At 48.6% G+C, this 25070-nt stretch carries 23 protein-coding genes; 6 read left to right on the top strand and 17 right to left on the bottom strand.

Translation table 11 applies throughout. From position 1 onward, the window contains the following. Positions 1-121: 121 nt before the first annotated feature. Both AC3B4V_RS09795 and AC3B4V_RS09790 read right to left on the bottom strand, forming a co-directional pair. Positions 122-949: a phosphotransferase family protein gene (locus AC3B4V_RS09795; protein ID WP_488378291.1), complete on the bottom strand. Its 828-nt coding sequence runs from the start codon at positions 947-949 to the stop codon at positions 122-124. 26 nt (positions 950-975) lie between these two features. Next, positions 976-2283, bottom strand: a complete 1308-nt coding sequence (locus AC3B4V_RS09790; RefSeq protein ID WP_488378290.1) for an HD domain-containing protein — start codon at positions 2281-2283, stop codon at positions 976-978. A 145-nt stretch (positions 2284-2428) separates the two neighbouring features. On the opposite strand from AC3B4V_RS09790, the gene lipL reads away from it, so the two are divergent. Both lipL and AC3B4V_RS09780 read left to right on the top strand, forming a co-directional pair. Next, positions 2429-3250, top strand: coding sequence for an octanoyl-[GcvH]:protein N-octanoyltransferase (lipL, locus tag AC3B4V_RS09785; RefSeq protein WP_488378289.1), 822 nt, complete (start codon positions 2429-2431; stop codon positions 3248-3250). A 16-nt stretch (positions 3251-3266) separates the two neighbouring features. Further along, complete coding sequence (locus AC3B4V_RS09780) at positions 3267-4115, top strand: DegV family protein (protein WP_488378288.1); 849 nt, start codon at positions 3267-3269, stop codon at positions 4113-4115. Positions 4116-4180: 65 nt separating this feature from the next. Here AC3B4V_RS09780 and AC3B4V_RS09775 read toward each other — a convergent pair whose 3' ends face one another. The 8 genes from AC3B4V_RS09775 to AC3B4V_RS09740 form a co-directional block, all read right to left on the bottom strand. After that, positions 4181-4396: a hypothetical protein gene (locus AC3B4V_RS09775; protein WP_087681793.1), complete on the bottom strand. Its 216-nt coding sequence runs from the start codon at positions 4394-4396 to the stop codon at positions 4181-4183. A 49-nt stretch (positions 4397-4445) separates the two neighbouring features. Then, positions 4446-5966 carry a flotillin lipid rafts scaffold protein FloT gene (gene floT, locus AC3B4V_RS09770; protein WP_410755802.1) on the bottom strand — a complete coding sequence of 507 codons (1521 nt, stop codon included), beginning with the start codon at positions 5964-5966 and terminating at the stop codon, positions 4446-4448. Next, positions 5963-6484, bottom strand: a complete 522-nt coding sequence (locus tag AC3B4V_RS09765; RefSeq protein WP_488378287.1) for an NfeD family membrane protein — start codon at positions 6482-6484, stop codon at positions 5963-5965. The genes floT and AC3B4V_RS09765 overlap by 4 nt, the downstream gene beginning before the upstream one ends. Next, positions 6474-6701: a hypothetical protein gene (locus AC3B4V_RS09760; protein ID WP_488378286.1), complete on the bottom strand. Its 228-nt coding sequence runs from the start codon at positions 6699-6701 to the stop codon at positions 6474-6476. The genes AC3B4V_RS09765 and AC3B4V_RS09760 overlap by 11 nt, the downstream gene beginning before the upstream one ends. Before the next feature lie 152 nt (positions 6702-6853). Continuing rightward, positions 6854-8041, bottom strand: a complete 1188-nt coding sequence (locus AC3B4V_RS09755) for a multidrug effflux MFS transporter (protein WP_488378285.1) — start codon at positions 8039-8041, stop codon at positions 6854-6856. An 11-nt stretch (positions 8042-8052) separates the two neighbouring features. Then, complete coding sequence (locus AC3B4V_RS09750) at positions 8053-9186, bottom strand: YfbR-like 5'-deoxynucleotidase (RefSeq protein WP_488378284.1); 1134 nt, start codon at positions 9184-9186, stop codon at positions 8053-8055. Positions 9187-9237: 51 nt separating this feature from the next. Then, positions 9238-10002 (bottom strand): TerC family protein, encoded by a 765-nt coding sequence (locus AC3B4V_RS09745; RefSeq protein WP_410755806.1) that lies wholly within the window; start codon positions 10000-10002, stop codon positions 9238-9240. Positions 10003-10166: 164 nt separating this feature from the next. Further along, a complete protein-coding gene (locus AC3B4V_RS09740; RefSeq protein ID WP_041255251.1) occupies positions 10167-11024 on the bottom strand; it encodes a TerC family protein in 858 nt (285 codons plus the stop codon). Between the two features lie 328 nt (positions 11025-11352). Between AC3B4V_RS09740 and folE2 the strand changes: the two genes are divergently transcribed. From folE2 to AC3B4V_RS09720, 4 genes are all read left to right on the top strand, one after another. Continuing rightward, on the top strand, positions 11353-12258 hold the full coding sequence (gene folE2 / locus AC3B4V_RS09735) for a GTP cyclohydrolase FolE2 (RefSeq protein WP_035399184.1): 906 nt from the start codon (positions 11353-11355) through the stop codon (positions 12256-12258). 109 nt (positions 12259-12367) lie between these two features. Continuing rightward, entirely contained in the window at positions 12368-14134 is a 1767-nt protein-coding gene (locus tag AC3B4V_RS09730) for a LytS/YhcK type 5TM receptor domain-containing protein (RefSeq protein ID WP_488378283.1), read from the top strand. Further along, the gene (locus tag AC3B4V_RS09725) at positions 14115-14810 is read left to right on the top strand and encodes a LytR/AlgR family response regulator transcription factor (protein WP_029343193.1); all 696 of its coding nucleotides are present in this window, start codon (positions 14115-14117) and stop codon (positions 14808-14810) included. Before AC3B4V_RS09730 ends, AC3B4V_RS09725 begins: the two co-directional genes overlap by 20 nt. A 139-nt stretch (positions 14811-14949) precedes the next feature. Then, entirely contained in the window at positions 14950-16743 is a 1794-nt protein-coding gene (locus tag AC3B4V_RS09720) for a carbon starvation CstA family protein (protein WP_195866192.1), read from the top strand. A gap of 61 nt (positions 16744-16804) precedes the next feature. Here AC3B4V_RS09720 and AC3B4V_RS09715 read toward each other — a convergent pair whose 3' ends face one another. The 7 genes from AC3B4V_RS09715 to AC3B4V_RS09685 all read right to left on the bottom strand — a co-directional run bounded on the left by AC3B4V_RS09715 (position 16805) and on the right by AC3B4V_RS09685 (position 24947). Continuing rightward, positions 16805-17629, bottom strand: coding sequence for an energy-coupling factor transporter transmembrane component T family protein (locus AC3B4V_RS09715; RefSeq protein ID WP_488378282.1), 825 nt, complete (start codon positions 17627-17629; stop codon positions 16805-16807). After that, positions 17620-19323 (bottom strand): ABC transporter ATP-binding protein, encoded by a 1704-nt coding sequence (locus AC3B4V_RS09710; protein WP_488378281.1) that lies wholly within the window; start codon positions 19321-19323, stop codon positions 17620-17622. The genes AC3B4V_RS09715 and AC3B4V_RS09710 overlap by 10 nt, the downstream gene beginning before the upstream one ends. A gap of 70 nt (positions 19324-19393) precedes the next feature. Next, positions 19394-19945, bottom strand: a complete 552-nt coding sequence (locus AC3B4V_RS09705; protein ID WP_058704610.1) for an ECF-type riboflavin transporter substrate-binding protein — start codon at positions 19943-19945, stop codon at positions 19394-19396. After that, on the bottom strand, positions 19942-20799 hold the full coding sequence (locus AC3B4V_RS09700) for an SAM hydrolase/SAM-dependent halogenase family protein (RefSeq protein ID WP_411212032.1): 858 nt from the start codon (positions 20797-20799) through the stop codon (positions 19942-19944). Before AC3B4V_RS09700 ends, AC3B4V_RS09705 begins: the two co-directional genes overlap by 4 nt. A gap of 372 nt (positions 20800-21171) precedes the next feature. Next, on the bottom strand, positions 21172-21615 hold the full coding sequence (locus tag AC3B4V_RS09695; protein WP_047391952.1) for a GDYXXLXY domain-containing protein: 444 nt from the start codon (positions 21613-21615) through the stop codon (positions 21172-21174). Continuing rightward, positions 21612-22799, bottom strand: a complete 1188-nt coding sequence (locus AC3B4V_RS09690; RefSeq protein WP_488378280.1) for a DUF2157 domain-containing protein — start codon at positions 22797-22799, stop codon at positions 21612-21614. Before AC3B4V_RS09690 ends, AC3B4V_RS09695 begins: the two co-directional genes overlap by 4 nt. Positions 22800-22967: 168 nt before the next feature. Then, positions 22968-24947 carry a methyl-accepting chemotaxis protein gene (locus AC3B4V_RS09685; RefSeq protein ID WP_488378279.1) on the bottom strand — a complete coding sequence of 660 codons (1980 nt, stop codon included), beginning with the start codon at positions 24945-24947 and terminating at the stop codon, positions 22968-22970. Positions 24948-25070 lie beyond the last annotated feature (123 nt).

Below are 25070 nucleotides of genomic sequence, written 5' to 3'. Positions count from 1 at the left end.
AAGTACCCCTCTATCTATTAGTTGTTTATCAGTTGTACATTCGTACGATGTCTGACGTTTAATCTCTTTCCAAGTAATAGAATAATCAATATTTCGAAGAACTACAAGAGGAAAAGTTCATTTAGTAACCGCTTTCGTTATTTTCATAGACTTTCAAGACAAACTTTTCCAAGCGTTCCCGAACATTGTCCTGACTAAGGTTTTGCCTTCCATATGCTTTCCACCCCGGATAGACGTCGATCGTTTCCGGTCCAAAATCAAAAATAGCCCGAATATCCCACGCGTGATCGTAAGAACGTTTCGTCTGTTTAAGGTAACTTTTTAAAAAATGATCCGCCATCTCGACGGATTCGAGCAAGGCAAGATTCAAACGACAATGCGCAAGGTCGACTTCAATAGGTCCTACACACGCATTAATCCAATCAATCGTATGACACGTTCCATTCATTTCGTATAACACATTGACCGGGTGAAAATCCCGATGAATGAACCGGATCGTTTGACTTTCGTCCGGTTCGACCGCCAGTAGCTGACGCCATCTCTCCGGATGCTGCGTCCACGTCGGAACGTGACGCTCCGTCGCATACGGCTGATAGACATAACGAGATTCTGGTACCGGTAGCGCATGGATCGCAGCAAGCATTTGTGCCAGTCGAACGACATACTGCTCATCTACCCGATCAAGCCGGATCTCTCCTGGTGAACGCGTCATATATAACCACGGCGGGACTTCGTCTCTAACATCGGTTTGATAGTCCAACACATCTGGTGCTAAGTCACCTGCTGCTTGTAACGCAAACACTTCATGCAAGACAAGATCCGGCTCCTCATGTAGCCAGTCTTGATTCGTATGGACGCGAAGAATTCCCTCACCGACTCGAAAAACAAGGGAGGATGTCGCGCCTTTTAAGACTTCGACCTCTCCTCCCTCCTGTCCAAGCTGTTGCAAGATTTTCGTAAGGACAGCGGACGATATCATGATGTCACGCTGCCAATCAATAACTGGTCGATCTGCATCTTCTCATTCGCATGCTCGCGCAAGTCGTGCAAAATTTCTTGCGGGAAGAACAGCTTCTCATCCGTCTGGCGTGACGTCGCAATGGCTTGAACGAGCGGTGAAACTTGCGAAATCTCTTTCATCTGCCCATCCTTCATCTGCAACATGATCGGTTGCTTACTAATTTCACCGTTGTCTCCATATAAATCGTAAGGAAGACGACTGAGTTTATCTTCAAGCAGATAATACGTAGGATTCAAGCCAATTGCTTCAAACAACTCACACAACTTATCGTGGACGAGTTCACGTTTTTCAGCCGGATAATCGACATACTTGAACAACTTTCGGTCAACGAATCGCCTCGAGAGATCCGCAAGGATTGGATCCTGCTCGTTCGCCCACTGCTGAAAATAGAAGTAGACGATCGTCTCATCGAGCCCAAGGAAATCACGCAACTCCATCTTCTGATCAAATAGCGGCGTCAAATGGATTGGTGCGATCGCAAACGGATATGCGGACAGGTATAACTCCTGCGCCCGCTCTAGAATAGCTTTTAATAGGTAATCACTCGACCGTGTCACCGGATGCAGATAGACTTGCCAATACATCTGATACCGCCGCATGATGTAGTCTTCGATCGAATGCATTCCGGATTGTTTGACGACCATCTGATTATGGGCTGGACGCAATACTCGAAGCATCCGCTCGAGATCGAATTTTCCGTAGCTGACACCGGCAAAATGCGCATCGCGCAATAAATAATCCATCCGGTCGACGTCGAGTTGTGAGCTGATCATCGTAACGAGCAGTTGATTCGGGTGCGTCTTATTGATGATCGACGCTACTTCTTCCGCAAATCCGTCGCCGACTTGGTCGAGGACTTTCTTGATTTCCGTATCCCCGAGAATGATCCGCTCTGTCCACGTCTCATGGTTAACACCGAAGACGTTCTCGAATGCGTGCGAAAACGGACCGTGTCCGACATCGTGTAAGAGTGCCGCAGCCAGTGTCAACTCCCGGTACTGATCGTCCCAATCGGCGCGACCGTTGAAGACATCGATCAGTTGACGCGTGATTTCATAGACACCGAGCGAATGATGGAACCGTGTGTGCTCTGCTCCATGAAACGTCAAAAAGGATGTTCCGAGTTGCTTGATCCGGCGTAGTCGCTGAAATTCACGTGTACCGATCAGTTGCCAAATCAATTGATCACTGACATAGATATAGCGGTGAACCGGATCCTTGAAGACCTTCGTTTCCTTTAATTGTCCTAATGATTGATACATATGTTTCTCTCCTTTAAATCGTGTCTATGTCGTTGTTGTTCGGTTTTGTTTCCAAGGATTCCTGTCTCCCGCGGCGCTTCGCACAGAAACTTTACACACCCTGTGCTATAATGATGTCGCAAATCTACAATAAAGGAACGAGCCTATGGGAATCGAACTCTTAAAACAAGAACATTATCGTATTTTTGATCAAACGTCACTCGGAACTGCTTTCCATGCGACACAATCGTTTGCGATGGACGACACATTATGTGCTTCCGTTGCAACAGAAGGAGCCGCACTCCGCTCTTGGATTCACCACGAAACCGTCGTCCTCGGCATTCAGGATGCCCGTCTTCCTTATCTTGCTGACGGTGTAGCCGTCCTGCATGAACATGGTTTCTCGCCCGTCGTCCGTAACTCAGGTGGTCTTGCCGTCGTCCTCGACGCCGGTGTCTTGAATATTTCACTCGTCCTACCGGAACGCGGTGGCATCGATATCGACAGTGGTTACGAAGCGATGCTTGCGCTCGTCCGCAGCATGTTCGCACAAGAAACGGACGCGATTGTCGCTGGTGAAGTCGTCGGATCGTATTGTCCCGGTTCTTATGACTTATCGATTGCGGGTAAAAAATTCGCTGGTATCTCCCAGCGTCGTGTCCGTGGCGGAGTTGCCGTTCAAATCTATCTTTGTGTCAACGGAAGTGGAAGTCAACGCGCCGCTTTAGTCCGTGACTTTTACGAGGCAGCGCTTCAAGGTGAGACGACGAAATTCGTCTACCCGACCGTCGTGCCAGAAACGATGGCGTCACTCGAGGAACTGCTTGGTACTTCCTTGACAGTCGAGGAGTGCTTACGTCGTGCATATGAAGCGTTACTTGCGCTCGGCGCTGATTTGACGCCCGCAACTTTGACGGAACTCGAGAATGAGCGTTTCGGCGTCAACTTGAGTCGGATGCTTGATCGAAACGAAAAAGCCCTAGGTTAAGAAAGGAGAGAACGTGATGATCCGATTGATCACAGACAGTGGTGCTGATGCACCAAAAGACATGTTAGATGCTTATGATTTTACGGTCATGCCATTCGGCGTATTGATCGATGAAGACACGTTCTTCGACGGAGAATCGATATCTCCAAAACAACTGTATGATAAGATGCGTGACGGTGCAGCACCGAAGACATTCCAGGTCGAAGTCAGCCGGATGGTCGAGGTTTTCACGCGTCACTTCGAACAAGGGGATCCCTTCCTCTATCTCGCCTTCTCAAGCGAATTATCAGGAACGTATCAAACAGCGAAGATGCTTACGGAGGAACTCGCGGAAAAGTATCCGAACGTTCCTTACCTAGTACTTGATACGAAAACTGCTTCGACAGGACAAGGATTGTTCGTTCTTGACGTCGCAGAATATGCGAAGACGCATTCGTTTGAAGAAACAGCGGCTTATGCTGTAGCCAAGGTGAATACGATTCGTCATCTGTTTACAGTCGAATCACTCGAATATTTGATGCGCGGTGGACGCGTTTCGCGAGCTAGCGCCTTCATTGGTGGTCTCTTATCGATCTTGCCACTGTTGACAGTCGAAGACGGGAAGTTGATCCCAAAAGAGAAGATCCGTGGTCAGAAAAAAGTCATGAACCGGATCGTCGAGTGGATGGAAGAAGCACGCCCAGCGATTGACGGACATCGAATCATGATTGGTCATGGGGATTCGATCGAACGGGCAGAACAGTTAAAACAATTGATTGAAGCACAATTTTCACCAAACGAAGTTATCTTGACGATCGCCGGCGCAGCGATCGGTTCACATACCGGACCGGGACTTGTCGTCATTGGGTATGACCTACCACGTTAATGGCACTCATTCTTATCTTATAGTACGACAAAAGGGACAGACTCTGTTTAGAGCCTGCCCCTTTTTTATGAATTGTATCCGAAAAACAGCAGTGCCATGCTTAATCCAAGCGAAGAGACGATGAACACGATCGCCATCCCACCCATTCCGAAAACTAACAGCTTCGGTAAATCACGTCGCTTCTTCAGAAGGGCTGTCAATAACCCGACGTTGATCAAGAGGACGACGAGGAACGGAAGCAACAGCATCCAACGATCTTGCAGTAATGCCAAACCATCCATGATGAGATATCCTTTCAGAAACTACTTCTACGAGTGCCGAGTAATTATATCAGTCTTCTGTTTTCGATGCTGCCACCGCATCATGGGAATTCAAGTTGACCGTCAACGGCTTTGCTGTTCCTTTACCGGAGAAATTCTCAATCAACTCTTTGACATCTAATCCGGACGACGCCTTTAATGTTTCTTGCAGTGACGCCATCAAATCCGTCGCATAACCGGTGACACGGTTCGCACCGCCACCTTCACTACTACCTGTATCAACGACTGTGATTTTATCGATGTTACCGAGTGGTGCAGCGATCTCTTTCGCGTACTCTGGCATCATCCGAATGACCATGTCGAGAATCGCTGCTTGTCCGAATTGTTCGAACGCCTGCGCGATTTTTTCTTTTGCTTCTGCTTCCGCAAGACCTTTCAAACGAATGATCTCCGCTTCTGTTTCCCCTTGCGCCCGCTCCGCGTCCGCTTTCGCAAGACCATCCAGACGAATTCGTTCTGCATCTGCTTTTGCCGATGCCTCGATCCGGTATTTCGTTGCATCTGCTTCCGCATATTGCTTCGCACGGTCCGCTTGGGCAGCTTGCTCAATCGAGTAACGATCGGCATCGGCGCGTTTTTTGACTTCCGCATCATATTGTTTCTCACGACGGAGGATTTCGCGTTCTTCGAGCTCGATTTGTTTTTGACGCTCGATGATTTTGATTTGCATCTGTTGCTCCGTGACTTCTTGTTGTGCGCGTGCATTCTCAAGATCATACGCTTGGTCGGCTTTCGCCTTCGCGATATCTTGTTCACGGCGGTAATCTGCCATCTTCAATTGATTTTCTTTTTCCGCTTCAGCGATCTCGGTCGCACGTTCAAGTTCTGCTTTTTTCGCATCTTTTGAAGCTTCCGCCCGCTTGATGCGTGTCTCTTTTTCCGCGTCTGCCGTTGCGATGTCCGCATCCCGGCGCACCTGTGCAATCCGCGGTTTCCCGAGGGATTCTAAGTATCCGTTCTTGTCACGGACGTCTTTGATCGTAAACGAAACGATGACGAGTCCCATCTTCGCCAGGTCTTGAGACGCGACACGCTGGACTTCTTGTGAGAACTTATCACGGTTCTTATAAATTTCTTCGACGGTCATCGACCCGAGAATCGAACGCAAGTGTCCTTCAAGAACTTCACGCGCTTCCCCTTCCCGCTCTTCCTTTGATTTCCCGAGGAACTGCTCCGCTGCCGTTGCAATCTCAGAAATCGAGCTACCGATCTTGATGATCGCTGTACCGTCTGCCATGACCGGTACACCTTGCTCCGTATAGACTTCAGGTGTCGTGACTTCGAGTTTACTCGATAACAAACTTAGTGGTGTCGCCTGTTGGAAGACAGGTAACACGAATGTTCCGCCACCTCGAATAATTTTTACTCGGTTGCCGGACTCATCGGTATTGACGTTGCGTCCTCCGAGATAACTACCGGATACGATCAACGCTTCTTCTGGACCGACCGTTCGGTACTTCGTAATGAATAAGACGATCAATGCAACGATCAACGCGACCGCGACGATCGATACGATTAATACTGGATTCATAAAAACATCTCCTTTTTCCATTGATGGGGATACGTCACGACAGACGCGACGCCTTGTTTGATTTCGATGACGAGCACCTTCGTGCCTTGTGGTAAAGCAGGTCCTTCAAACAGGACGGCTGACTTCGATACGCGTCCTGAGACGTCATCGAGTAAGATTTCACCATATCCTTCAGTCGGAATCGGCACGATGACGGTTGCACTGCGTCCTTCTAGCATCTGTTCCGAAAATCCAAGCGACTGTTCGGCTTGTGCCATCGGAACGAATAAAAAGATGTGCATCAGCGTCGTCACTAATAACGCAATCACACTGCTGATGATTAAAATCAACATCGAACGCAGCGGACTGAGCTGTTCGAGTCCGAATCCGATGGCTGACGTGATGATGACAAAAGATAAGATCAACGTGGGATGAAAGATTTGATCGACGCCTGGAATGACGTCTGAGAATAGGATGGACACAAACACACCACAAGCAGCGGCCGCTAACGCATATAAATAAAGTGTACTAACGTCCATCTTCGTTCACCTCGATGTAAGGATGTGAGCCATACAGTTCGTGGTAAGCCCTTTGATAAGCAGCCCGGTTTTCCTCAAACAATAAACGAGCCATTTCTTTGTCTCGTTGATCGATGGCCTCTTCTTGACGACGTAAGTATTTTTTCTGTGCGGCAAAATGACGTGCTAATCTTGCCTCAATCGACGGCTCTCGTTCACGCTGCAACTCCTGTTTCATCGCTCCACTCCTTTCTGAAGTACTGGCTTTCTTTCTCTTCTACGCTTATTTTTTAGAAAATGTTTCAAAATGAATTCCAATTCTTTTCCTTTCATTAAAAGAAAAAAACGTTCATCCCCTACAGAGGACAAACGTTTTTGAATAATTAGCGTTTATGAACGATTCGGTCGACGAACAATCAGACCATAATAGAGAATGAGCGCCAGGCAATCTAAGGTCATGATGATCAGTCCCATCGGAACAGCCGATTGTTCTCCCATGATCCCGACGAGTGGTGACACGAGCGAACCGACGAGCATCGGCAAGAGCCCTAAAAGAGCCGAGGCACTGCCTGCCGTTGCTCCGTAATTTTGCATCGCTAAAGTAAAACCGAGCGTCGAGATCAAACCGACGCTCGAAACGACGAAGAACAGTGGAATCATGACGAAGATCAGCTGATCCGTTAACGTCAAGGCGAGGAACAATAAGATACTCGCACTCGCAACGATCGTCAAACTGATTCGCATCAGCCGCTCTGAATCGACACGACCAGCAAGGCGACCAGCGATCTGTGCTGCTAAGATGATTCCGATTCCGTTTAAACCGAACAAAAAACTGAACTGTTGCGGCGAAGCGCCATAAATATTTTGTAAGACGAATGGTGAACCCGAGATGTAGGCAAACATCGCGCCCATGACGAATGCTTGCGCGAACGCATAACCGATGAAGACGCGATCCGTCAACAAGCGTCCGAACGTCTTCAACGTCGTCGTCAGGTTTCCTTCGACACGTCTATCAAGCGGAAGCGTTTCCGGTAAACGGAGTGCGACGGCAAGTAACATCATCGTGCTTAAAATCGCAAGCAAGTAGAAGACGAAATGCCAGTCACCGAACCGAAGCAACTGTCCCCCGATGACGGGTGCGAGAATCGGTGCCGTTCCGTTGACGAGTGACAAGGCAGCAAAAAACCGCGTCAATTCAGGTCCGTCAAACAAGTCACGAACGATTGCCCGGGAAATGACGATTCCTGACGCTCCAGCTGCCCCTTGGATGAATCGAAGCGCGATCAACACTTCGATCGTCGGTGCCATCGCACAGGCGAGAGAAGCGAGCAGATATGCGAGCAGAGCAATCATCAGCGGTCGTTTACGACCGCGAACGTCACTCAGCGGACCAACAATCAATTGTCCGAGCGCCATTCCGAGCATACAAGCCGTCAAACTTAATTGGATCAGTGATGCACTCGCATCAAATGAGCGTGACATATCCGGAAAAGCAGGTAGATACATGTCGATCGAGAGCGGTCCGAGTGCAGCGAGTGAACCGAGGATCAAGATCAACGTTAAGCGGCGTGGGGTCATGGTTTCTTTCGTCATGACGTCACGTAATCCAAATCATGCAAGACATAAGCGAGGAAAAAGACGACCGATGGATTTTCATATGTCATCTGAACCTTTTTGAGTTGTGCCCGGTAACCGGTCTCATACTCGACCCCGTTCAACTTCCGTTCCATGTTCATTTTAATCAATGCATCGAGTTTATCAATTACATCAACCATCTGTCCTTCGTATGTCTCGTCTTTTGCTTCCACGACGAACCGACGGAATGGTGCTCGGATTTCTTTCGGTAAATTATTGATCAATGTCTCTCCTTCTGCCCGTTCGTAAGCTTCGAAGGCTGCTGCTGTGACCGGTGTCGCATGTTTAACAGGTCCAAGAACATCTCCCGTCGTTCCTTCAACGAGATCATGACACAAGAGACGCGAGACGACTTCTTCGATGTCGATCGTGACGCCGTACTTCTCTGATTCAATCAGACCATTGAAGATACCAAGCGAGGCTGCTCGAAACGCATGTGTCGCGTCGTTATCATCAATCGTATTGAAACGTCCTTTCCAGCGCCGAATCGTATCCATCATCAAGACGTTTTCAATGAAATGAGACATCTCATCCTCTTCCATGACCGACTGTGTCAAGCGACGGATTGAAATGAGTGGGTGTCGTTCTAGAACAGCCTGTAATTCCGCTGCTTTTTGTTCGAAAAAGACGGACTCCGTCATCCGTGCTTCCCTTCGTGCGTACAACATCGCATCGAACGTATCGATGGCTTCGACGATCCGCCCTTCCGGCGATTCATCCTCTGCATGCACAAGGTATGTCGTGAACGCTGGTTGAAGCGACTTCGAGAGTAAGGCAACGAGCTGTTCACTTGCTTGTTGTTCCATTGCCTGAATGTGTGCATGTAACGTTGGCTCTTTTTTTGTCCGGTGTTTGATGGGTCCGGTGATGACTTCGTTCATGTCATGGAATAAGGCTTTTCCGAGCAATGTCAGGCGATCGACTGGTGGTTGCCCGTCTGCTTCTTCTAAATAGCTTGCCATCAAACTGAATAAGGCAACACGAAAACTGTGACTAGCTGCGTTATCCGGAAAACGTGGTGCGTATTCATCCCACCGTGGAACGTTTTGCATCCGCGTCAGCATCCGAATGAAATTACCGTTTTGCATGAAATCTCTCCTAACGAAAGACGGACAGAGAGTACCCTGCCCGCCATTGTATTATTTTGCTGATTTGGTTGAACTACTTCCGCTACGGAACCAACCAATGATTAAAATTAGGGCAAGTACGACCCAGAAGATTGTTTGCCATAGTGTACTCTCTGGAAACTCATGCGGCAAGATGTCGATCGACGGATGCGCGAGTGTCATGACGACCAGTTTTACACCAACCCATGCGACGAGCCAAAAGGCAGCTTCTTCGATACCTGGTCGCTTTTGGAGCAAGACGACGAACCAGCTCGCGAAGTAACGCATGATGACGAGCCCGATGATTCCACTGAAGAAGACGACCCAGAATTGTCCTGTATTCAGACCACCGATCGTTCCACCAATCATCGGTAATGTCGTTGCCATGGCGACAGCAGCAAGCGTTGAATCGACAGCGAACGCCAAGTCAGAGAACTCGACTTTAACGACCGTCCACCAAAAATTCGGTGAGGCTTTTTGTGAGGCAATCGTGTCCGGTACTTGGTGTTTATTCGATCGTGCCTCGACGATTCCTTTAAACGCGACATAAAAGAGATAAATCGCCCCGAGTGCTTGAAGTTCCCAAATCGTCGCTAAGTACGAAGCAAAGAAGATTGCCACGAAACGTAAGACGAGTGCTCCGACGAGGCCATAGAAAAGCGCCTTTTTACGTTGGTCGTCTGGTAACGGTCGGACGAGGACCGCCATGACCATCGCATTGTCGGCGGATAGTAATCCTTGCAAAATGATCAGTACGAGCCCGACGGTCGCATACTGTGTAATTAATCCAATATCCATACTAACGAATCCCCTTTATTGTTCAGTCTATTTATTATATGCCGGTCGTCCGGAAAGAAAAAGATACAAGCTCGACTCAAGTACTTAACCTTGTGTTTTATTCCCATTGTTTAAGAAAACCTAACACAAAAAAACGACCCGTCATCGACGGATCGTTCCATTTTTTATAAGTTTTGATCGACTTTCTTTTCAGCATCTGGATTTGGTTTTGTTTTTGGTGAAGAGAACCAACCCCAAAGAGCAAGACCGACCATGACTGTCCAGAAGAATGCCTGCCACGGTGTACTGTGGGCGAATCCTTCCGGAAGCTTCAAAGCTTCAAAGATTGTTCCTTCGATTGATGCGTGGTATTTCGGGTGTTCGAGCGCCAGAACAGCTAGCTTCACACCGACCCAGGCGACGATTGCAAAGGCTGCTGTCTCAAGACCTGGGCGATCTGCGAGTAATTTAACAAAGACACGTGCTGCGAAACGCATCAAGACGACACCCATCAAACCACCTGTTAAGATGACGATGAAATGACCTGTGTTCAAACCACCGATTTCGCCTGATCCCCAGTTTGGAAGCGCAACGGCAAGGGCAACGGCAGCAAGAATCGAATCGACTGCGAACGCTAAGTCTGCGAACTCGATTTTCGCAACTGTCCGCCAGAATTCACCTTTTGAAACTGGCTCTTCCGACTTCGGTTCTTCATCTAGCTCATTTTCAGCCCCATGGTTCTCACCGAGCTTTCTGGCTTTAACGGTCTTATAAATATGCCGTAGTCCCATGATGAGCAAGTACGCCGCTCCGAGTGCTTGGATTTGCCAAATATCGACGAGGAACGAAATCGCGAACAATGCCGCGAATCGTAAGACGAATGCTCCAGCTAGTCCATAAAAAAGTGCTTTCTTTTGTTGTTCTCCTGGTAAGTGCTTGACCATGACCGCGAGTACGAGTGCATTATCCGCTGAAAGTAATCCTTCAAGCGCGATCAAGACGAGTACGACCCAGGCATACTGTAATAGTAACTGCCAATCCATCTCTGTCATCCCTTTCTTTAACTACCTGTAAAATAAAAAACTTCAATTACTGACCATGACAAAAAAACAATGATTACACGTTCACCTGAACATATACTATAGGATAGTATACCCGATTGCAAGTAAGTTATTCCTACAGATGTAGAATGTGTCGATTTTGAGTCGTGCGAGTTTCGTTTATCGAACGTTCGTGATAAAATTCAAGACAATACTTCTAGTGATGAAAAGATGAAACACATTTGCGGAATCATCAGACTTGCTCGTCTCTAGCATTCCTGTCATGTTATTACTATTGAAACACTACAAAAGGACAAAGGGGCCAATGAATATGTCTACCTACCCGATTACTTTACCAACGAAAGAAGAGCGCCATAAGCTGTTCGGTTCGGTACCACCGATCAAAGGAACAAAACCGACTGAAAAAGATAAGATGGTCGACTTGCAAAATACACCGAAGAACTTCCTGTTCGCACTAGATGCTGTCGGAATCTCGAACGTCAAACATCCTGTCGTCATCCAAGACGGAGACAACACACAAGCGACAGTCGCGACATTCGAATTGTCGACATCACTCGTACAAGACCGTAAAGGGATCAACATGAGCCGTTTAACGGAACAACTGGATCAATACCACAACGAAGGTTGGACGGTCACGAACGAGTCACTCATTCAATTCGCGCGTGATTTAGCAGACCGCATGGAACAAACGGAAGGTCAATTGACGATCCGTTACCCATGGTTCTTCACACGTAAAGCACCTGCAACAGGTCTTAGCGGCTTGATGAATGCTGAAGTATGGCAAACGGTCAGCGTCAACACGGAAACGGACGAAGCGACGTTGTCTGTCGGCTTGACGATCAACGTCACGACACTTTGCCCATGTTCAAAAGAAATCAGCGAATACAGTGCTCACAACCAACGTGGTTACGTCACGATGGAAGCATCGTTACGTGATGAAGCAGAAGACTTTGACTGGAAACAATCATTGCTTGATGCAGCTGAATCCAATGCCTCAGCGCCACTCCACCCAGTACTCAAACGTCCGGATGAAAAACGCGTGACAGAGATGGCATACGAAAACCCACGTTTCGTAGAAGACATGGTTCGCTTGATTGCTGCTGACCTGTACGAAATGGACCCAATCGCTTCGTTCTACGTCGAATGTCGTAACGAAGAAACGATTCACCAACATGACGCGATCGCACGGATCACGTTCGATAAAGACGCACAATAAGTAAGTCTGCCGTACTCTCTCTTAAACCGAGCGAGTACGGCTTTTTTGTATACCGGCATTGCTCTCCGTTTTGCGAGCGTTTACACTTAACTCGAATGGAGGAATGCACATGTTGGAACTGATTCCTTTTTTACTCGAACGACTCGGTATCATGATCATCTTAGCGTTCATCCTCGCCCAGTGGGGACCGACACGACGGCTGCTGCGTCAACCGGAAGCGGGCTGGCAATTTCGTGTCCTCGTCCTGTTTTTTGCGACGTACGGTATTTTAAGCAATTATACAGGGGTCAAAGTCGACTTAGCTGAATTCTTACCCCATGCTTGGCTCGAAGAAGTCGACGGGACATCAGCGATTGCAAACACACGAACGATGATCGTCGTCATCAGCGGATTGCTCGCTGGTCCGCTCGGTGGATTGATGACCGGACTCATCGTCGGGGTTCACCGGTATTCCCTCGGCGGATTCACAGCGTTCGCTTGTGCGCTTTCGACCGTCATCGCCGGCGGTGTCAGCGGTCTCTTCCGATCCTATTGGCGCGACCGCCTCAGTAGCCAAGCGTTATTGCCCGTGTGTCTAACTGCTTTTTTAATGCTGTTTGAAATGTCGTTGATTTTACTATTCGCCCGCCCCTTTGATGCGGCAGTCGAACTCGTCCAGTTCATCTTCTTACCGATGACACTGATCAACGTCCTCGGTGTCTGGTTGTTTTTATCGATCATCCGCCTTGCTGCACGAGAAGAGGAAACGGTTCGGGCACGAGAAGCTGAACGCTCTCTCCACATCGCCGATTTGACACTTCCGCATCTGACGCGTGGTCTACATATCCATACGGCAGAAGCTGTCGCGGAAATTCTGTTGCAGCAAACGCGAGCCGAAGCCGTCTCACTGACAGATCGTTCCGTCATCCTAGCCCATATTGGTATCGGGAGCGATCACCATCAAGCTGGCAGTCACTGGACGACGAAACCGACCGAGCATGTCTTGCAGGACGGACAAGTTCGTCTTGTGGCGGAACGACTCGATATCGGCTGTCCCGTAACGGATTGTCCGCTTCAAGCCGGCATCATCGCTCCGCTCATCGTCGGGGAAACGACGATCGGGACGTTGAAAGTCTATTATCCTCATGCCGAATTGCTCGACGCCGTCGAAGTCGAACTCATTGAAGGGTTAGCGAAATTGTTCTCGACACAACTAGCACTCGGGAACGCAGAGCGTCAAGCCGGTTTACTGAAAGATGCCGAGATCCGGGCACTCGAAGCACAAATTCACCCCCACTTTTTGTTTAATGCGATCAATACGATTTATGCGCTGTGCCGGACGGATGTCGAACAGGCACGCACGTTGTTGCTCGAATTGTCGACGTTCTTCCGCAGTAACCTCCAAGGCGCACGATCGACGAAAATTCCGCTCCAAAAGGAACTCGAGCACATCGAAGCATACACATCTCTTGAAGCCGCTCGTTTTCCGAATCGTCCGTTTCTCGACATTGATTTAGCAGACGAGACGACGTCTTTACTCGTTCCACCGTTCATCTTACAACCGTTGATCGAAAATGCGTTCCTTCATGCGTTTTCTTCTGAACAGACAGGATATGTAGGTGTGACGGCATGGTGTGAGGCAGACCAGCTGTGTCTCGAAGTCGTCGACAACGGACGCGGCATTGACGCTTCGCGCCTTGCTCGTCTCGGTCGAGAAGTCGTTCCGTCCTCGGGCACCGGTACCGCATTATTTAATACGGCAGAACGGATTCGAAGTTTATATGGTGAAAAGGGACAGTTTACGATCACGAGTGACGGTCAAAACGGCACAACGATCGCGATTCGTCTCCCGATTGAAGTCAGAAAGGAGATCCAGCATGCGCACCTTGTTGATTGAAGATGAACCGCTCGCACGCGACGAGCTCCGTTATCACGTGACCGCAGCCGGTCTTGAAGTCGTCGGGGAAACCGGCAGTGTCGAGGAAGCCGAACGACTCGTTCGCTCCCTTCAACCCGACTTAGTCTTTCTCGATATCGAGCTAACGGACGGAAGTGGTCTTGAAGTCGCCAAACGCTTGAAATCGATGCCACGTCCTCCGGCTCTTTTGTTTGTGACGGCATATGATGCTCATGCGCTTGAAGCGTTTGAGCTCAATGCCTATGACTACATCTTGAAACCGTATGATCCGGCTCGGATTGTCCGTGCGATTGAAAAAGTTGCGCGACCGCTTCCGAAAAAAGCACCTCGACTTGAACGTTTAGCCGTCGAGACGGGCGAACAACTGAAATTATTGTCTCCTCAAGATATCGATTACATCGTCGCTGAGAACGGGAAAACAAAGATTGTCACGGAACATGAGGCGTATCCATCGAACGAGACTTTACTCGAACTTGAACGAAAGCTTCAAGATCATCGCTTTTTACGGGTTCACCGCTCATACCTCGTTAACTTATCAGCAATCGATGCCATCGAACCTTGGTTCAACGGAGCCTATAATTTAAAAATTCATCAGATTGATGTGCCAGTCAGTCGGACGTATGTCAAACTACTGAAAGAAGCGCTCGGGATTTGAGCGCTTCTTTTTTGTGATTCAAGGTCCTTTTTCAACCTTTCATCGGACAAAACCGACAACTCATCTAAAAATCAAAGAAAGCGCTTCCATAACTTGTATACTAAATCCATCATAGTTCATTCAAGAGGAGGAATTTTAGATGAGCGCTACTCCAATCGTTATTGCTGTCATCTGTATCTTATTAATCGCGTATCGTCTCTATGGCACGTTCATGGCCGCAAAAGTCTTAAAAATCAAAGATGATCGCGAAACGCCCGCTCATAAACTAGCGGACGGAAAAGATTACGTCCCAACGAACAAATGGGTCTCGTTCGGACACCACTTCGCAGCGATCGCTGCTGCCGGTCCACTCGTCGGACCTGTCCTTGCTGCGCAGTTCGGATATCTTCCCGGCTTACTGTGGCTCTTAATCGGTGCCGTCATCGGTGGAGCGGTCCATGATATGGTCGTCCTTTTTGCTTCGATGCGCCAAGACGGTCAATCGCTCTCTGAAGTCGCTAAAAAAGAATTAGGTCCCGTCGCTGGTTTTTGTGCCGGTCTTGCGATGCTCTTCATCATTACAATCACGATGGCTGGTCTATCGATGGTCGTCTTGCACGCCCTGGAACATAACCCATGGGGTACATTCGCTGTCTTCTCGACGATTCCGATTGCGATGTTCGTTGGGATTTACTTACGTAAAGGTGGTAACTTAGCACTTGCTTCAACGGTTGGGTTCTTACTGATTCTAGCTGCGATTGGTTTTGGTCCTCAGTTAACGGAAACATTCATCGGCGATTGGTTCGATCTTTCGTCACGTCAACTCGCGATTGCTTTACCGATTTATGCATTCTTCGCTGCTGCACTGCCAGTGTGGCTCTTACTCGCACCTCGCGACTATTTATCGAGTTTCATGAAAATCGGTGTCTTCCTTGCCTTGATCGTTGGTGTCTTCATCATCAACCCGGACATTCGATTCCCAGCATTCACGAAGTTCGTTGATGGCGGTGGTCCAATCATCGCTGGTCCTGTCTGGCCATTCATCTCGATCACGATTGCCTGTGGTGCGATTTCTGGTTTCCACGCTTTCGTTGGTTCTGGTACGACACCGAAGATGATCAACCGGTGGAGCGACATCAAACCGGTCGCCTTCGGTGCCATGCTTGTCGAATGTCTTGTTGCCGTCATGGCATTGATCGCCGCGACATCTCTTGAAGTCGGTGACTACTTCGCCATCAACTCAACTCCTGAAGTATTTGCGACGCTCGGTATGAGTACAGTTTATCTCGATGAGCTCTCACGTGAAATCGGTCTTGATCTGGCAGGTCGAACAGGTGGTGCCGTCTCACTCGCCGTCGGTATGACGTTCATCTTCCGCGCCATCCCATGGTTCAAAGAGATTGCCGGCTTCTTCTTCCAATTCGTCATTTTGTTCGAAGCTGTTTTCATTCTGACAGCAATCGATGCCGGAACACGCGTCGCCCGTTACTTGATTCAAGATTTCTTCGGGGAGTTTTACAAACCGCTTAAACGTGTCGACTGGATTCCAGGTGCGATCTTCGCTTCAGCACTCGGAACGTTCTTCTGGGGCTATCTCCTGTTCTCGGGTGACATCGGCTCGATTTGGGCATTATTCGGGGTATCCAATCAGCTGATGGCGTCGATTGGCTTGATCATCGGAACGACGATCATCTTGAAAATCGCCGACAAAAAAGTCTATGCATTGACGACGTTCATCCCGCTTGTCTATCTTCTGATCACGGTAACGTTCGCAGATATTTGGATGGTCGCAAACGTCTATGCAAACCCGGATTCTCCAGGTTTCAGCATCTTGAATACAGTCTTGTCGGTAACGATGGGACTGCTCGCGATCGTCATCACGATCTCAGCCGTCAAGAAATGGATTGAACTGTTGAATTCACCACGTTGGGAAAATCAAAAACGATCTGCGTAAGCGGATTGGTCATATGACAAAAGGCAGTGGACGCATCCACTGCCTTTTTCGTATCTCGTACTTAAAAAGGATTATAAAAGCGGTTGCCATCATAGAAGGTGACGACGAATGAAAAAATCGTCAATAGTACTATGCAACTGATTGCGACATAATCGATTCGTGTCATCGTCTGTTGGTTGTACCACGTCCGCTTTCGTCCGGCACCGAATCCACGGAGATCCATCGCATTACTGACCGTCTCAATCCGCTCGAGACTCGTAAATAGCAACGGAAGTAAAATCTGGATGCTATTACGTGCCCGTTGCCAAAGGGAACCATGCGAGACGGCAATCCCCCGTGCTTCCTGAGCATTCGCGATCGTCCGGAAATCAGATTGAACGTCCGGAATGTAGCGGAGCGCTAAGGAGACCGCAAAGGCAATCTTATACGGAACACCAATCCGATTCAAAGAAGAAGCGAACTCCGTCGGATGGGTCGTGACGAGAAACAACACAGCAATCGGAACGATCACACTGTATTTTAAGATTAAATTGAACAGATAAAATAATTGTTCTGCGGTCATCGTAAATCGTCCGATTCCTTCAAGTAAGACGTGACGCGATCCGTAGATCGCTACGCCTTGCTCTGGTTCGAACAGATAAACAGCGAGCGCATTAATCAGGACGAAAATCGCTGTAAAGATCAAGACGAAGCGGACTTCCCGAAACTGGATACGCGACAAGCGGAATAATACGATACTGACTAACCCCATCACAAGTAAGACACGTGTATCATAGGTGAACATCGTCGCTGTCGTAAATAACAAGAATCCGATTAGTTTCGTCGTTCCCGTCAAACGATGAATCGGTGACGTTTTTTCAATATAACCAAGCATTTCTACAGCCATTGTTCCCGCTCCTTTCGCTCCGTCGTAATCACGGACTCGACGAATCGTTCCGGGTCTATATCAAGATATTGCGCTATCGTAAAGAGTGATGTTTGTTTTAAATGGGCGTGATGCAGTAATTGTTCTTGATTCAGCAGTCCAAATGATGTCCCAGCATAACGAATACGCCCGGCTTGCACGAGGCAGACTTGATCGCTGTATTCTAAGACGAGATGCATGTCATGCGTGATGATGAGTAACGTCATCCCGTCCTGCTTCAATCCTTCTAAAAAGTCCATCATATCCGAATAATGCCGATAATCTTGACCGGCTGTTGGTTCATCGAGAATCAAGATATCCGGTCGTCGAACGAGAATCGAAGCAATCGTCACTCGTTTCTTCTGACCAAAACTCAGTGCTTGAATCGGCCAATTACGAAACGGATATAATCCGCAACGACGTAATGTCTGCTCGAGACGCTCGTTTTCTTCCGCCTCACTTAATCCGAGCGCCTGCATCCCGTAGCGGATTTCCTCCTGCACGAGGTGCTTCGAAATCATATGATTCGGATTTTGCAGAACGAATCCGATCGCCCCCGCCCGTTCTGCGATCGATTGGTTCGTGATGTCGGTTCCGTCAAGTAGGATCCGACCACCTGTCGTCCGTTGGTAACCACTCAACACTTTCGCAAGCGTGGATTTCCCGGCACCATTCTGACCGACGATCGTCGTCAGCGTTCCCTTTTGAAAAGAAGCTGTCACGTTCTCAAGCACCGGCGTTCCTTGGCGATAATGAAACGCCAACTGTTCAAGTTCGAGCCATGCAGTAGAGGTTACAATCTCTTTTTGAGGCGCTTCCTCTAAACGCTCCAACACGTCCGTCTGATTGAACTGCTTTAAAAAGGGGTCGATGCGGCTCGGCTGACCTGAAGGTTGAACGGCAAGCCCAGCCCAGCGCGCGGCACTGACATAGAGAGGTTCACGTAAAATCGCTTGTTGAAGCACGCCATTGCTTAAGATGACATCCGGATGGTCATCGGCAATGATTTCCCCATCGACCATGACGATGATGCGGTCAAACGGAATGACGAGTACATCCTCGATTCGATGTTCGACGACGATCAGTGTGCGGTTCGTATCACGTTGCAGTCGATCCATTAACATCATCGCCTCTTGTCCTGCTACCGGATCGAGATTCGCGAGCGGTTCATCAAACAGTAAGATGTCCGCATCTTCGACGAGGACTCCGGCTAATGCTGCCCGTTGCCGTTGTCCGCCTGATAGATCATTCAATCGTGCGTGTAAGAGCGTCTCGACATCCGTCATTCGTGCGACGCGTTCGACGATTTCCTGCATTTCTGGTCGCCTAGTCTGTTTGTTCTCGAGCGCAAAGGCGATGTCTTCGCCAACCGATAAACCGACGAACTGCGCATCTGGATCCTGTAACACCGTGCCAATATGCAACGAACGATCAAATAACGATAACTCCCGGGCATCTTGTCCTTTGATCAGGACCTGTCCTTCCCACGTTCCCGGGTACGAGAACGGAATCAACCCATTGATGCACTGGGCGAGCGTACTTTTTCCTGAACCCGACGGTCCAACGATTAAGATGCGTTCTCCTGCTTGAATCGTTAACTGAATCTGCCGGAGTGTCGGTTCCGACTGACTCCGATATGTAAATGAAAAATCCTGAAATTCAATCACGTTTGTCATGTCTTTCTCCCCCCAAGCCAAATGAGCTATGATCCTGCCGACTCTTCGCACAGGATCATAGCTCATTCGGTCAAACTTCGCGTTTCAAGCTGCCTGCTTTACTTCTTGTTTTGGCATACGTGACGAGCAACAACGTTCCAATGACACCGACTGTCAAGATATTTGATGTCGCAGCGACAGCACCTTGGACGAAGACTTTATTCGCTGGCTCCGAGTAAATTAAGATATCGAGTACCGGTGCAATGATGATCCAACCGATCGCTTGCACGATGGCTTGTGTCGCATTGAATAAGACGATTTTACGTGTCGTCAATCCACCTTCTTCTAAGCGAATCCGGTTAGCGATCAATCCGATACCAAACCCGACGAAGCCGGAGACGATGACCCAACTCCACCACGGGGAACCATATAAAATCGCATCTTTTAATCCATGACCGATTAAACCAATCAAACCGGCTGTGACCGGTCCGAACAAAACTGCCATGAATGCGAGAAATGCATAGGCTGTCTCGATTGACGTGTTCGGTACGCCTGTCGGAATCGCAGCGAATCGACTTAAAATGATGAATACAGCTGCTCCGATCCCGGTTGCGACGATCTGTTTTGTCGTAAATCCTTTCATGTTCGATCTCCTCCTTTGATTTGTTGTACGTTAACACTCCAATCATTTCCGATCCCAACCTCAAATGCATGCGCAAACGAACCTTGATTTAAGGCAAGAGCAATCTGATCCAGCGAATTGATGTAAACGACGCCTGAACCGACTGGTACGTCGGCGAACGAATGACCAAAGAGCAGTGTCTGTTCATAGACGATTCGTTCCCGATACGAAATCATTACCTTGACGTGGCTGCCGATGTCGAGACCCGCCTGACGGACGAGAGTGACCGGAATATTCGTCCAGACATTTCCGAAGCGAACATCGAGAATCTCGACGATACCAGTAACACCGCTGTCCGACGACGAGGCAACTGTCCGATCGAGCAAAACGATGTCCGAAGCAGGTAAAACGGGTCCCACTTCCTCGAAGTTGATGACATGGCTTGATAATCGAGCTCCCGTGAAGGCAAAGATATCTCGTCCGTGGAACGTATACGATTCCCCCATCCGCGGTAAGCGATGCCGTCGATCATCGAGTTGCCTCACTTCAGCAATGTATCCGGCTTGCCAAAGATGCGTCAACGTCCCGTTATCCGGTGTGATGATGTATTGATTCGCATGCGTCCGCGCGACGACACTCTTTCGACTTGATCCGACTCCTGGATCAACGACAGAAACGAACACCGTTTGCTCCGTCCAGTACGGTACCGTCTGCAGTAACCGATAGGACGCTTCCCAAATGTGGAAGGGCGGAATGTCGTGCGTCAAATCAAAAATCCGAATCTCTGGATTGATGCTGTGGGCTACTCCATACATCGCACTCACTGCCCCGTCACTCACGCCAAAGTCTGATTGCAATACCAATGCTTCTGCCATCTCGTCATCCTCCTCCTGCGCGAACGTCCCCACAAAAAAGACACCACGCCCTCATCTCTCAGGACGTGATGTCTGATCACGTGGTACCACCTTCGTTCATGGCTCAACTCACGTTCAGCCACCTCTAGGAGTACGAGACTCCATGGAATGCTAACGGTATCCGTCCTACCGGTCGGTTCTACTGATGAACACGGTTCACGTTCTTCCGACTGCTCCGGGACCATCTTCAAATGACGAAATCGTCTCATTTCCAGCAACAGAGACTCTCTATCGATTTCTGATCACTTTACTCTTCCCGTCTACGCATGCAGATTTAGTTGTCTGAAAATTTAAATTAATAGTACAACCGTTTCATTCCTGACGCAAGGTTTTTTATTCAGAAATTTTTAAATTCGTCGTCCGGATCGTTCCCCATGGTGACACATCCGCACGGACTTCTAGTGCTTTAGCTTTCTCGTATTGTTTTCCGCTTCCCTGTTCGACATAATACTGCGTCAACTGCGGAATCGACACGTATTGATCGTAATAGTCGCCAGCAACACTTCCGAAGAATCGTTCATTCGAAATCCGGTCGATTTGAGCATAACCAGAAGCATCTGTCTTGAAGCTGACATAAACACGCCCATTTTGAATCGTCGGACCTGGTTTTAAATCCGGATACTGAAGCATCACGTATTCACCGTAAACGGGATCAAACGGATCAAACGGCTCTGCCCGAAAACGGTACGATGTTCCGAACCAGGAGGTCGCAAAAAAGCTGACGATCAACAGACCAACGGCGCACGTCTGCAATACAGGCATTAAATAGCGCTTCATGACGTCACACCTCCTCTACGGCGTAACCACCATAAGACACCGGACAATAGGAAGATGAGGAGCGCACCGATGAGGAAAAACAAAGACATGTTCAAACGATCCCACGCATAGATGACGTATATCGCGAGTTGAACGAGAATGAAATAGAGGAAGGCTGGCCAGATGATCGCATGACGACGTTCTTGATACAACAGATACAGTAGCGCGGATAGTTCAACGAGAATGGCGAGTAGAATGGCCTGTTCATCAAGCCACAGGACTCCAACGAATCCAAGCGGAACAATAAACAATAAGGAGCGACGTTTTTGATAGAGGAAAATTCCTAACCCGATGGATACGATAGCTAGCAGAATCGCTTCTGTCATGGATGGTAATGCGGCATTTGATTCCGCACGTACAGACAGATAGACGATCGAACTGATGGCAGCGACGACCAGATAGACCATTTCGACAATCCGACGATTGGACTCCTCACGAACAAGCCAGAGAACGGGAACGAGTAAAAACAGCGACCAGACCGGCCACAGAAATCCGTCATACGATACAAGGAGAAACAAGGAGAGACCACTGAAGAAGAGAAACAGCCAGCTAAACAAAAGCGATGGCAGACGTTGGCTGAAGTAAAACCAACTGAACGACAGCACGACCATCAGACCGAACGATGTCCAGTCGAGATAACTCGCCTGTTCTTGACCAAAACCACCGAGACTCGTGAAGATCGTCCATCCGGAAAGGAAGGCTACGACACCGTATGCTTCATGACGCCAAAGCATATAATGCACTAATGCGGCGACAAACATACACCAACTGAGCAGTGATCCTTCCATCGGCAAGTGAAAACTTTGAACAACTACGAGAATCGAGGCGCCAAACGCTAGGATTCCACCGATTCGGAAGACAATCGGATGCAACATACTCCGACGTTCCGAAAAATCCGCCATGACGTAACAGCTCCACATGAGTGCTACGACAAGTCCGATTTTCCATCCGATCGGCATGACTTGCCAGTTAGCGGCTAAAAAGCTGAACACAGCCAATACGACGAACGTACCCCCTACAATCAACAAGAGCGGTAGACGTTGCTTTTCCTTACGATTGTTCTCATAATCGATGATTCGTTTGACGGTTGCTTCGTCCAAAAGCCCCGCTTCACTCCACTCTCTCATCTTGCGTAACTTCTTCATCGCACCCACCTCCTTCGAAGTGTTTAGATATTTATTAAATTCCCGATTTAGTACCATCTCAAGCCCGGATTCACAAGGATTCCAAGCTATTTGTTCAGTTCGTCACAAAATGGTGACAGACAAAAAAAGCAAGGAAGACTAGCTTCCTTGCTTTGTGTAATCGATAGGTTAAACACGGAAACGAGCAACGAGTACCTGTAGCTCTTCTGCCATATCGGATAATGCTTTGGCTGATTGCGAAATCTCTTCCATCGCACTCAACTGTTCTTCCGTCGTCGCCGCCACTTGTTTCGACGCCGATGAATTCTCTTGCGCGATGTGGGCGATTTCGGTTGCAGAGGCAGAAACCTCTTGAACGTTCGCTGCGATTTCCTCGACAGTTGCCGTCACGTCTTCGATTCGTGGTGTCATCTCTTGTGTCCGTTCGAGAATCTTCTGGAATCGTTCTGCTGATGCTTCCGTCGTCGACAAGCCAGCTTTCGTCTGCCCTGAGACTTCCTTCATCATCGTGACTGATTGATCCGTCTCCTGCTTGATGTTTTGAATCAGCTGTGCAATCTGCTTCGTTGAGTCCTGTGACTGCTCTGCTAGTTTCCGTACTTCGCTTGCGACGACGGCGAAGCCTTTTCCGTTTTCGCCTGCGCGTGCTGCTTCAATCGCCGCATTCAATGCCAATAAATTCGTTTGTTCGGCAATGCCGTTGATGACATCGACGATTTTTCCGATCTCATTCGAACGATGGGCGAGTGAACTGATGACGCCACCAAAGTTTTGAACAGAGGCATCGATCTCTTTCATCTGCTTAACGTTCTGCAGGACAGCAACCGTCCCGTTCTCAGCTTCTGTTGCCGTTGAACGTGATAGCTCTGACACGTCCGTTGAGCTCTCAGCGATCCGCATGATGCCGACCGTAATCGACTGGAGCGAGACCGCATTCGCATCGAGTTGACGTTTTGACTGATCGGCTCCCGCTGCAACCTGTTGAATCGATCCCGCAATTTGTTCCGATGCGGACGTCGTCTGGGCAGAGTTCGCCATTAATTCCTGCGACGAACCGGCCACTTGTGTGATCGACTGGTCGAGATTGATGATGATCGAGCGGAGTGAATCGACCATGACGTTAAAGCTTTGTGCGACCTGTCCAACTTCATCGTTTGATTCAACGATGACCGGTTCCGTTAAATCACCAGACTGAATCCGTTCTGCTCCACGTGTCAAATGACCGAGTGGGCGAAGAATCGAGCGAAGGATGAAGTAAATGAAGATGGCTGCGACGAGTAACATTCCGCCAATGACAGCAAGTGTCGTCCAAAGAATACTCGACGTCGCATCGGTGATTTCATGATCGTACAGGGTTCCAGCAACCTTCCACTTCGTCAAATCATTCGTCATAAAGTCCATCTGTTTGCCTTCATTTTCGAATTCATACGAAAATTGTCCAGCTGGGTCCGCATAGAGTGGCGCAACCCAGTTCCCTGTCGCTTTTTCACCTGGTTTTAACGTTGGGTGCGTGACGAACTTCTTATTCGAATCGAGAATCGTCACGTAACCTTCCTTACCAATTTTAATCTTTTTCGCGATTTCCGCGATGCGGTCGACATCGACATCAATCGCCACGACACCTCTTCCGTTGCCCGTCGTCTGCGAGAGCGTGACCATCATCTTGTTCGAGGCCGCATCGACGTATGGATCGGTGATGACGACTTTTCCACCTGCTGCTTCCGCTGATTGATACCAGGGACGCTCACGTGGATCATAATCCTCAGGCATGACCTGTTCCGGGAAAATGTTCATATCCCCTTCCGTCGTCGCGAAGTAGATGTTCGTTGCCTGCGGATGCATGTCGAGGTATTCCGTCATTTTTTCCTTCAACGCTGCATTTTGTTTTCCTTTTTGATAAAGCGTCCCGTCAATCCGGTCCGCAAAAAAGGCGACATCGCGTCGCATCGGATCAATGATATTCTGGATCTCATCGTTCATCCGATCGACTCCACCATGTGCCGATTGTAGAATTTGCTCCGTCATCGTTTGTTTCGCCTGATTGTAGGCGACGAATCCGATCACGAGTGCTGGAATTACTAATAATAGAATCGATGTCAGAATTAATTTTTGTTTGATGCTCATCGTTCGTTTGATCTTTTGTTCCATGTGTCACTCCATTCCCGAGTGCAAGGACTCGCTATTCTACCTTCTTTATCGGAAGAACAGCGAAGAATATTCATAGTAAAAATAATAATCGTTCATTGATTCACATGAAAAAAAGACGACCCG

The sequence above is a fragment of the Exiguobacterium sp. E17S genome (genome assembly GCF_057772545.1).
This window is presented reverse-complemented; position numbering and strand designations above follow the sequence as displayed.

Excerpts from the sequence above, each read along its gene's own strand:
- AC3B4V_RS09790 (WP_488378290.1), bottom strand. The coding sequence starts at position 2,283 with ATGTATCAATCATTAGGACAATTAAAGGAAACGAAGGTCTTCAAGGAT.
- lipL (WP_488378289.1), top strand. The coding sequence starts at position 2,429 with ATGGGAATCGAACTCTTAAAACAAGAACATTATCGTATTTTTGATCAA.
- AC3B4V_RS09780 (WP_488378288.1), top strand. The coding sequence starts at position 3,267 with ATGATCCGATTGATCACAGACAGTGGTGCTGATGCACCAAAAGACATG.
- AC3B4V_RS09775 (WP_087681793.1), bottom strand. The coding sequence starts at position 4,396 with ATGGATGGTTTGGCATTACTGCAAGATCGTTGGATGCTGTTGCTTCCG.
- floT (WP_410755802.1), bottom strand. The coding sequence starts at position 5,966 with ATGAATCCAGTATTAATCGTATCGATCGTCGCGGTCGCGTTGATCGTT.
- AC3B4V_RS09765 (WP_488378287.1), bottom strand. The coding sequence starts at position 6,484 with ATGGACGTTAGTACACTTTATTTATATGCGTTAGCGGCCGCTGCTTGT.
- AC3B4V_RS09760 (WP_488378286.1), bottom strand. The coding sequence starts at position 6,701 with ATGAAACAGGAGTTGCAGCGTGAACGAGAGCCGTCGATTGAGGCAAGA.
- AC3B4V_RS09755 (WP_488378285.1), bottom strand. The coding sequence starts at position 8,041 with ATGACCCCACGCCGCTTAACGTTGATCTTGATCCTCGGTTCACTCGCT.
- AC3B4V_RS09750 (WP_488378284.1), bottom strand. The coding sequence starts at position 9,186 with ATGCAAAACGGTAATTTCATTCGGATGCTGACGCGGATGCAAAACGTT.
- AC3B4V_RS09745 (WP_410755806.1), bottom strand. The coding sequence starts at position 10,002 with ATGGATATTGGATTAATTACACAGTATGCGACCGTCGGGCTCGTACTG.
- AC3B4V_RS09740 (WP_041255251.1), bottom strand. The coding sequence starts at position 11,024 with ATGGATTGGCAGTTACTATTACAGTATGCCTGGGTCGTACTCGTCTTG.
- folE2 (WP_035399184.1), top strand. The coding sequence starts at position 11,353 with ATGTCTACCTACCCGATTACTTTACCAACGAAAGAAGAGCGCCATAAG.
- AC3B4V_RS09730 (WP_488378283.1), top strand. The coding sequence starts at position 12,368 with ATGTTGGAACTGATTCCTTTTTTACTCGAACGACTCGGTATCATGATC.
- AC3B4V_RS09725 (WP_029343193.1), top strand. The coding sequence starts at position 14,115 with ATGCGCACCTTGTTGATTGAAGATGAACCGCTCGCACGCGACGAGCTC.
- AC3B4V_RS09720 (WP_195866192.1), top strand. The coding sequence starts at position 14,950 with ATGAGCGCTACTCCAATCGTTATTGCTGTCATCTGTATCTTATTAATC.
- AC3B4V_RS09715 (WP_488378282.1), bottom strand. The coding sequence starts at position 17,629 with ATGGCTGTAGAAATGCTTGGTTATATTGAAAAAACGTCACCGATTCAT.
- AC3B4V_RS09710 (WP_488378281.1), bottom strand. The coding sequence starts at position 19,323 with ATGACAAACGTGATTGAATTTCAGGATTTTTCATTTACATATCGGAGT.
- AC3B4V_RS09705 (WP_058704610.1), bottom strand. The coding sequence starts at position 19,945 with ATGAAAGGATTTACGACAAAACAGATCGTCGCAACCGGGATCGGAGCA.
- AC3B4V_RS09700 (WP_411212032.1), bottom strand. The coding sequence starts at position 20,799 with ATGGCAGAAGCATTGGTATTGCAATCAGACTTTGGCGTGAGTGACGGG.
- AC3B4V_RS09695 (WP_047391952.1), bottom strand. The coding sequence starts at position 21,615 with ATGAAGCGCTATTTAATGCCTGTATTGCAGACGTGCGCCGTTGGTCTG.
- AC3B4V_RS09690 (WP_488378280.1), bottom strand. The coding sequence starts at position 22,799 with ATGAAGAAGTTACGCAAGATGAGAGAGTGGAGTGAAGCGGGGCTTTTG.
- AC3B4V_RS09685 (WP_488378279.1), bottom strand. The coding sequence starts at position 24,947 with ATGGAACAAAAGATCAAACGAACGATGAGCATCAAACAAAAATTAATT.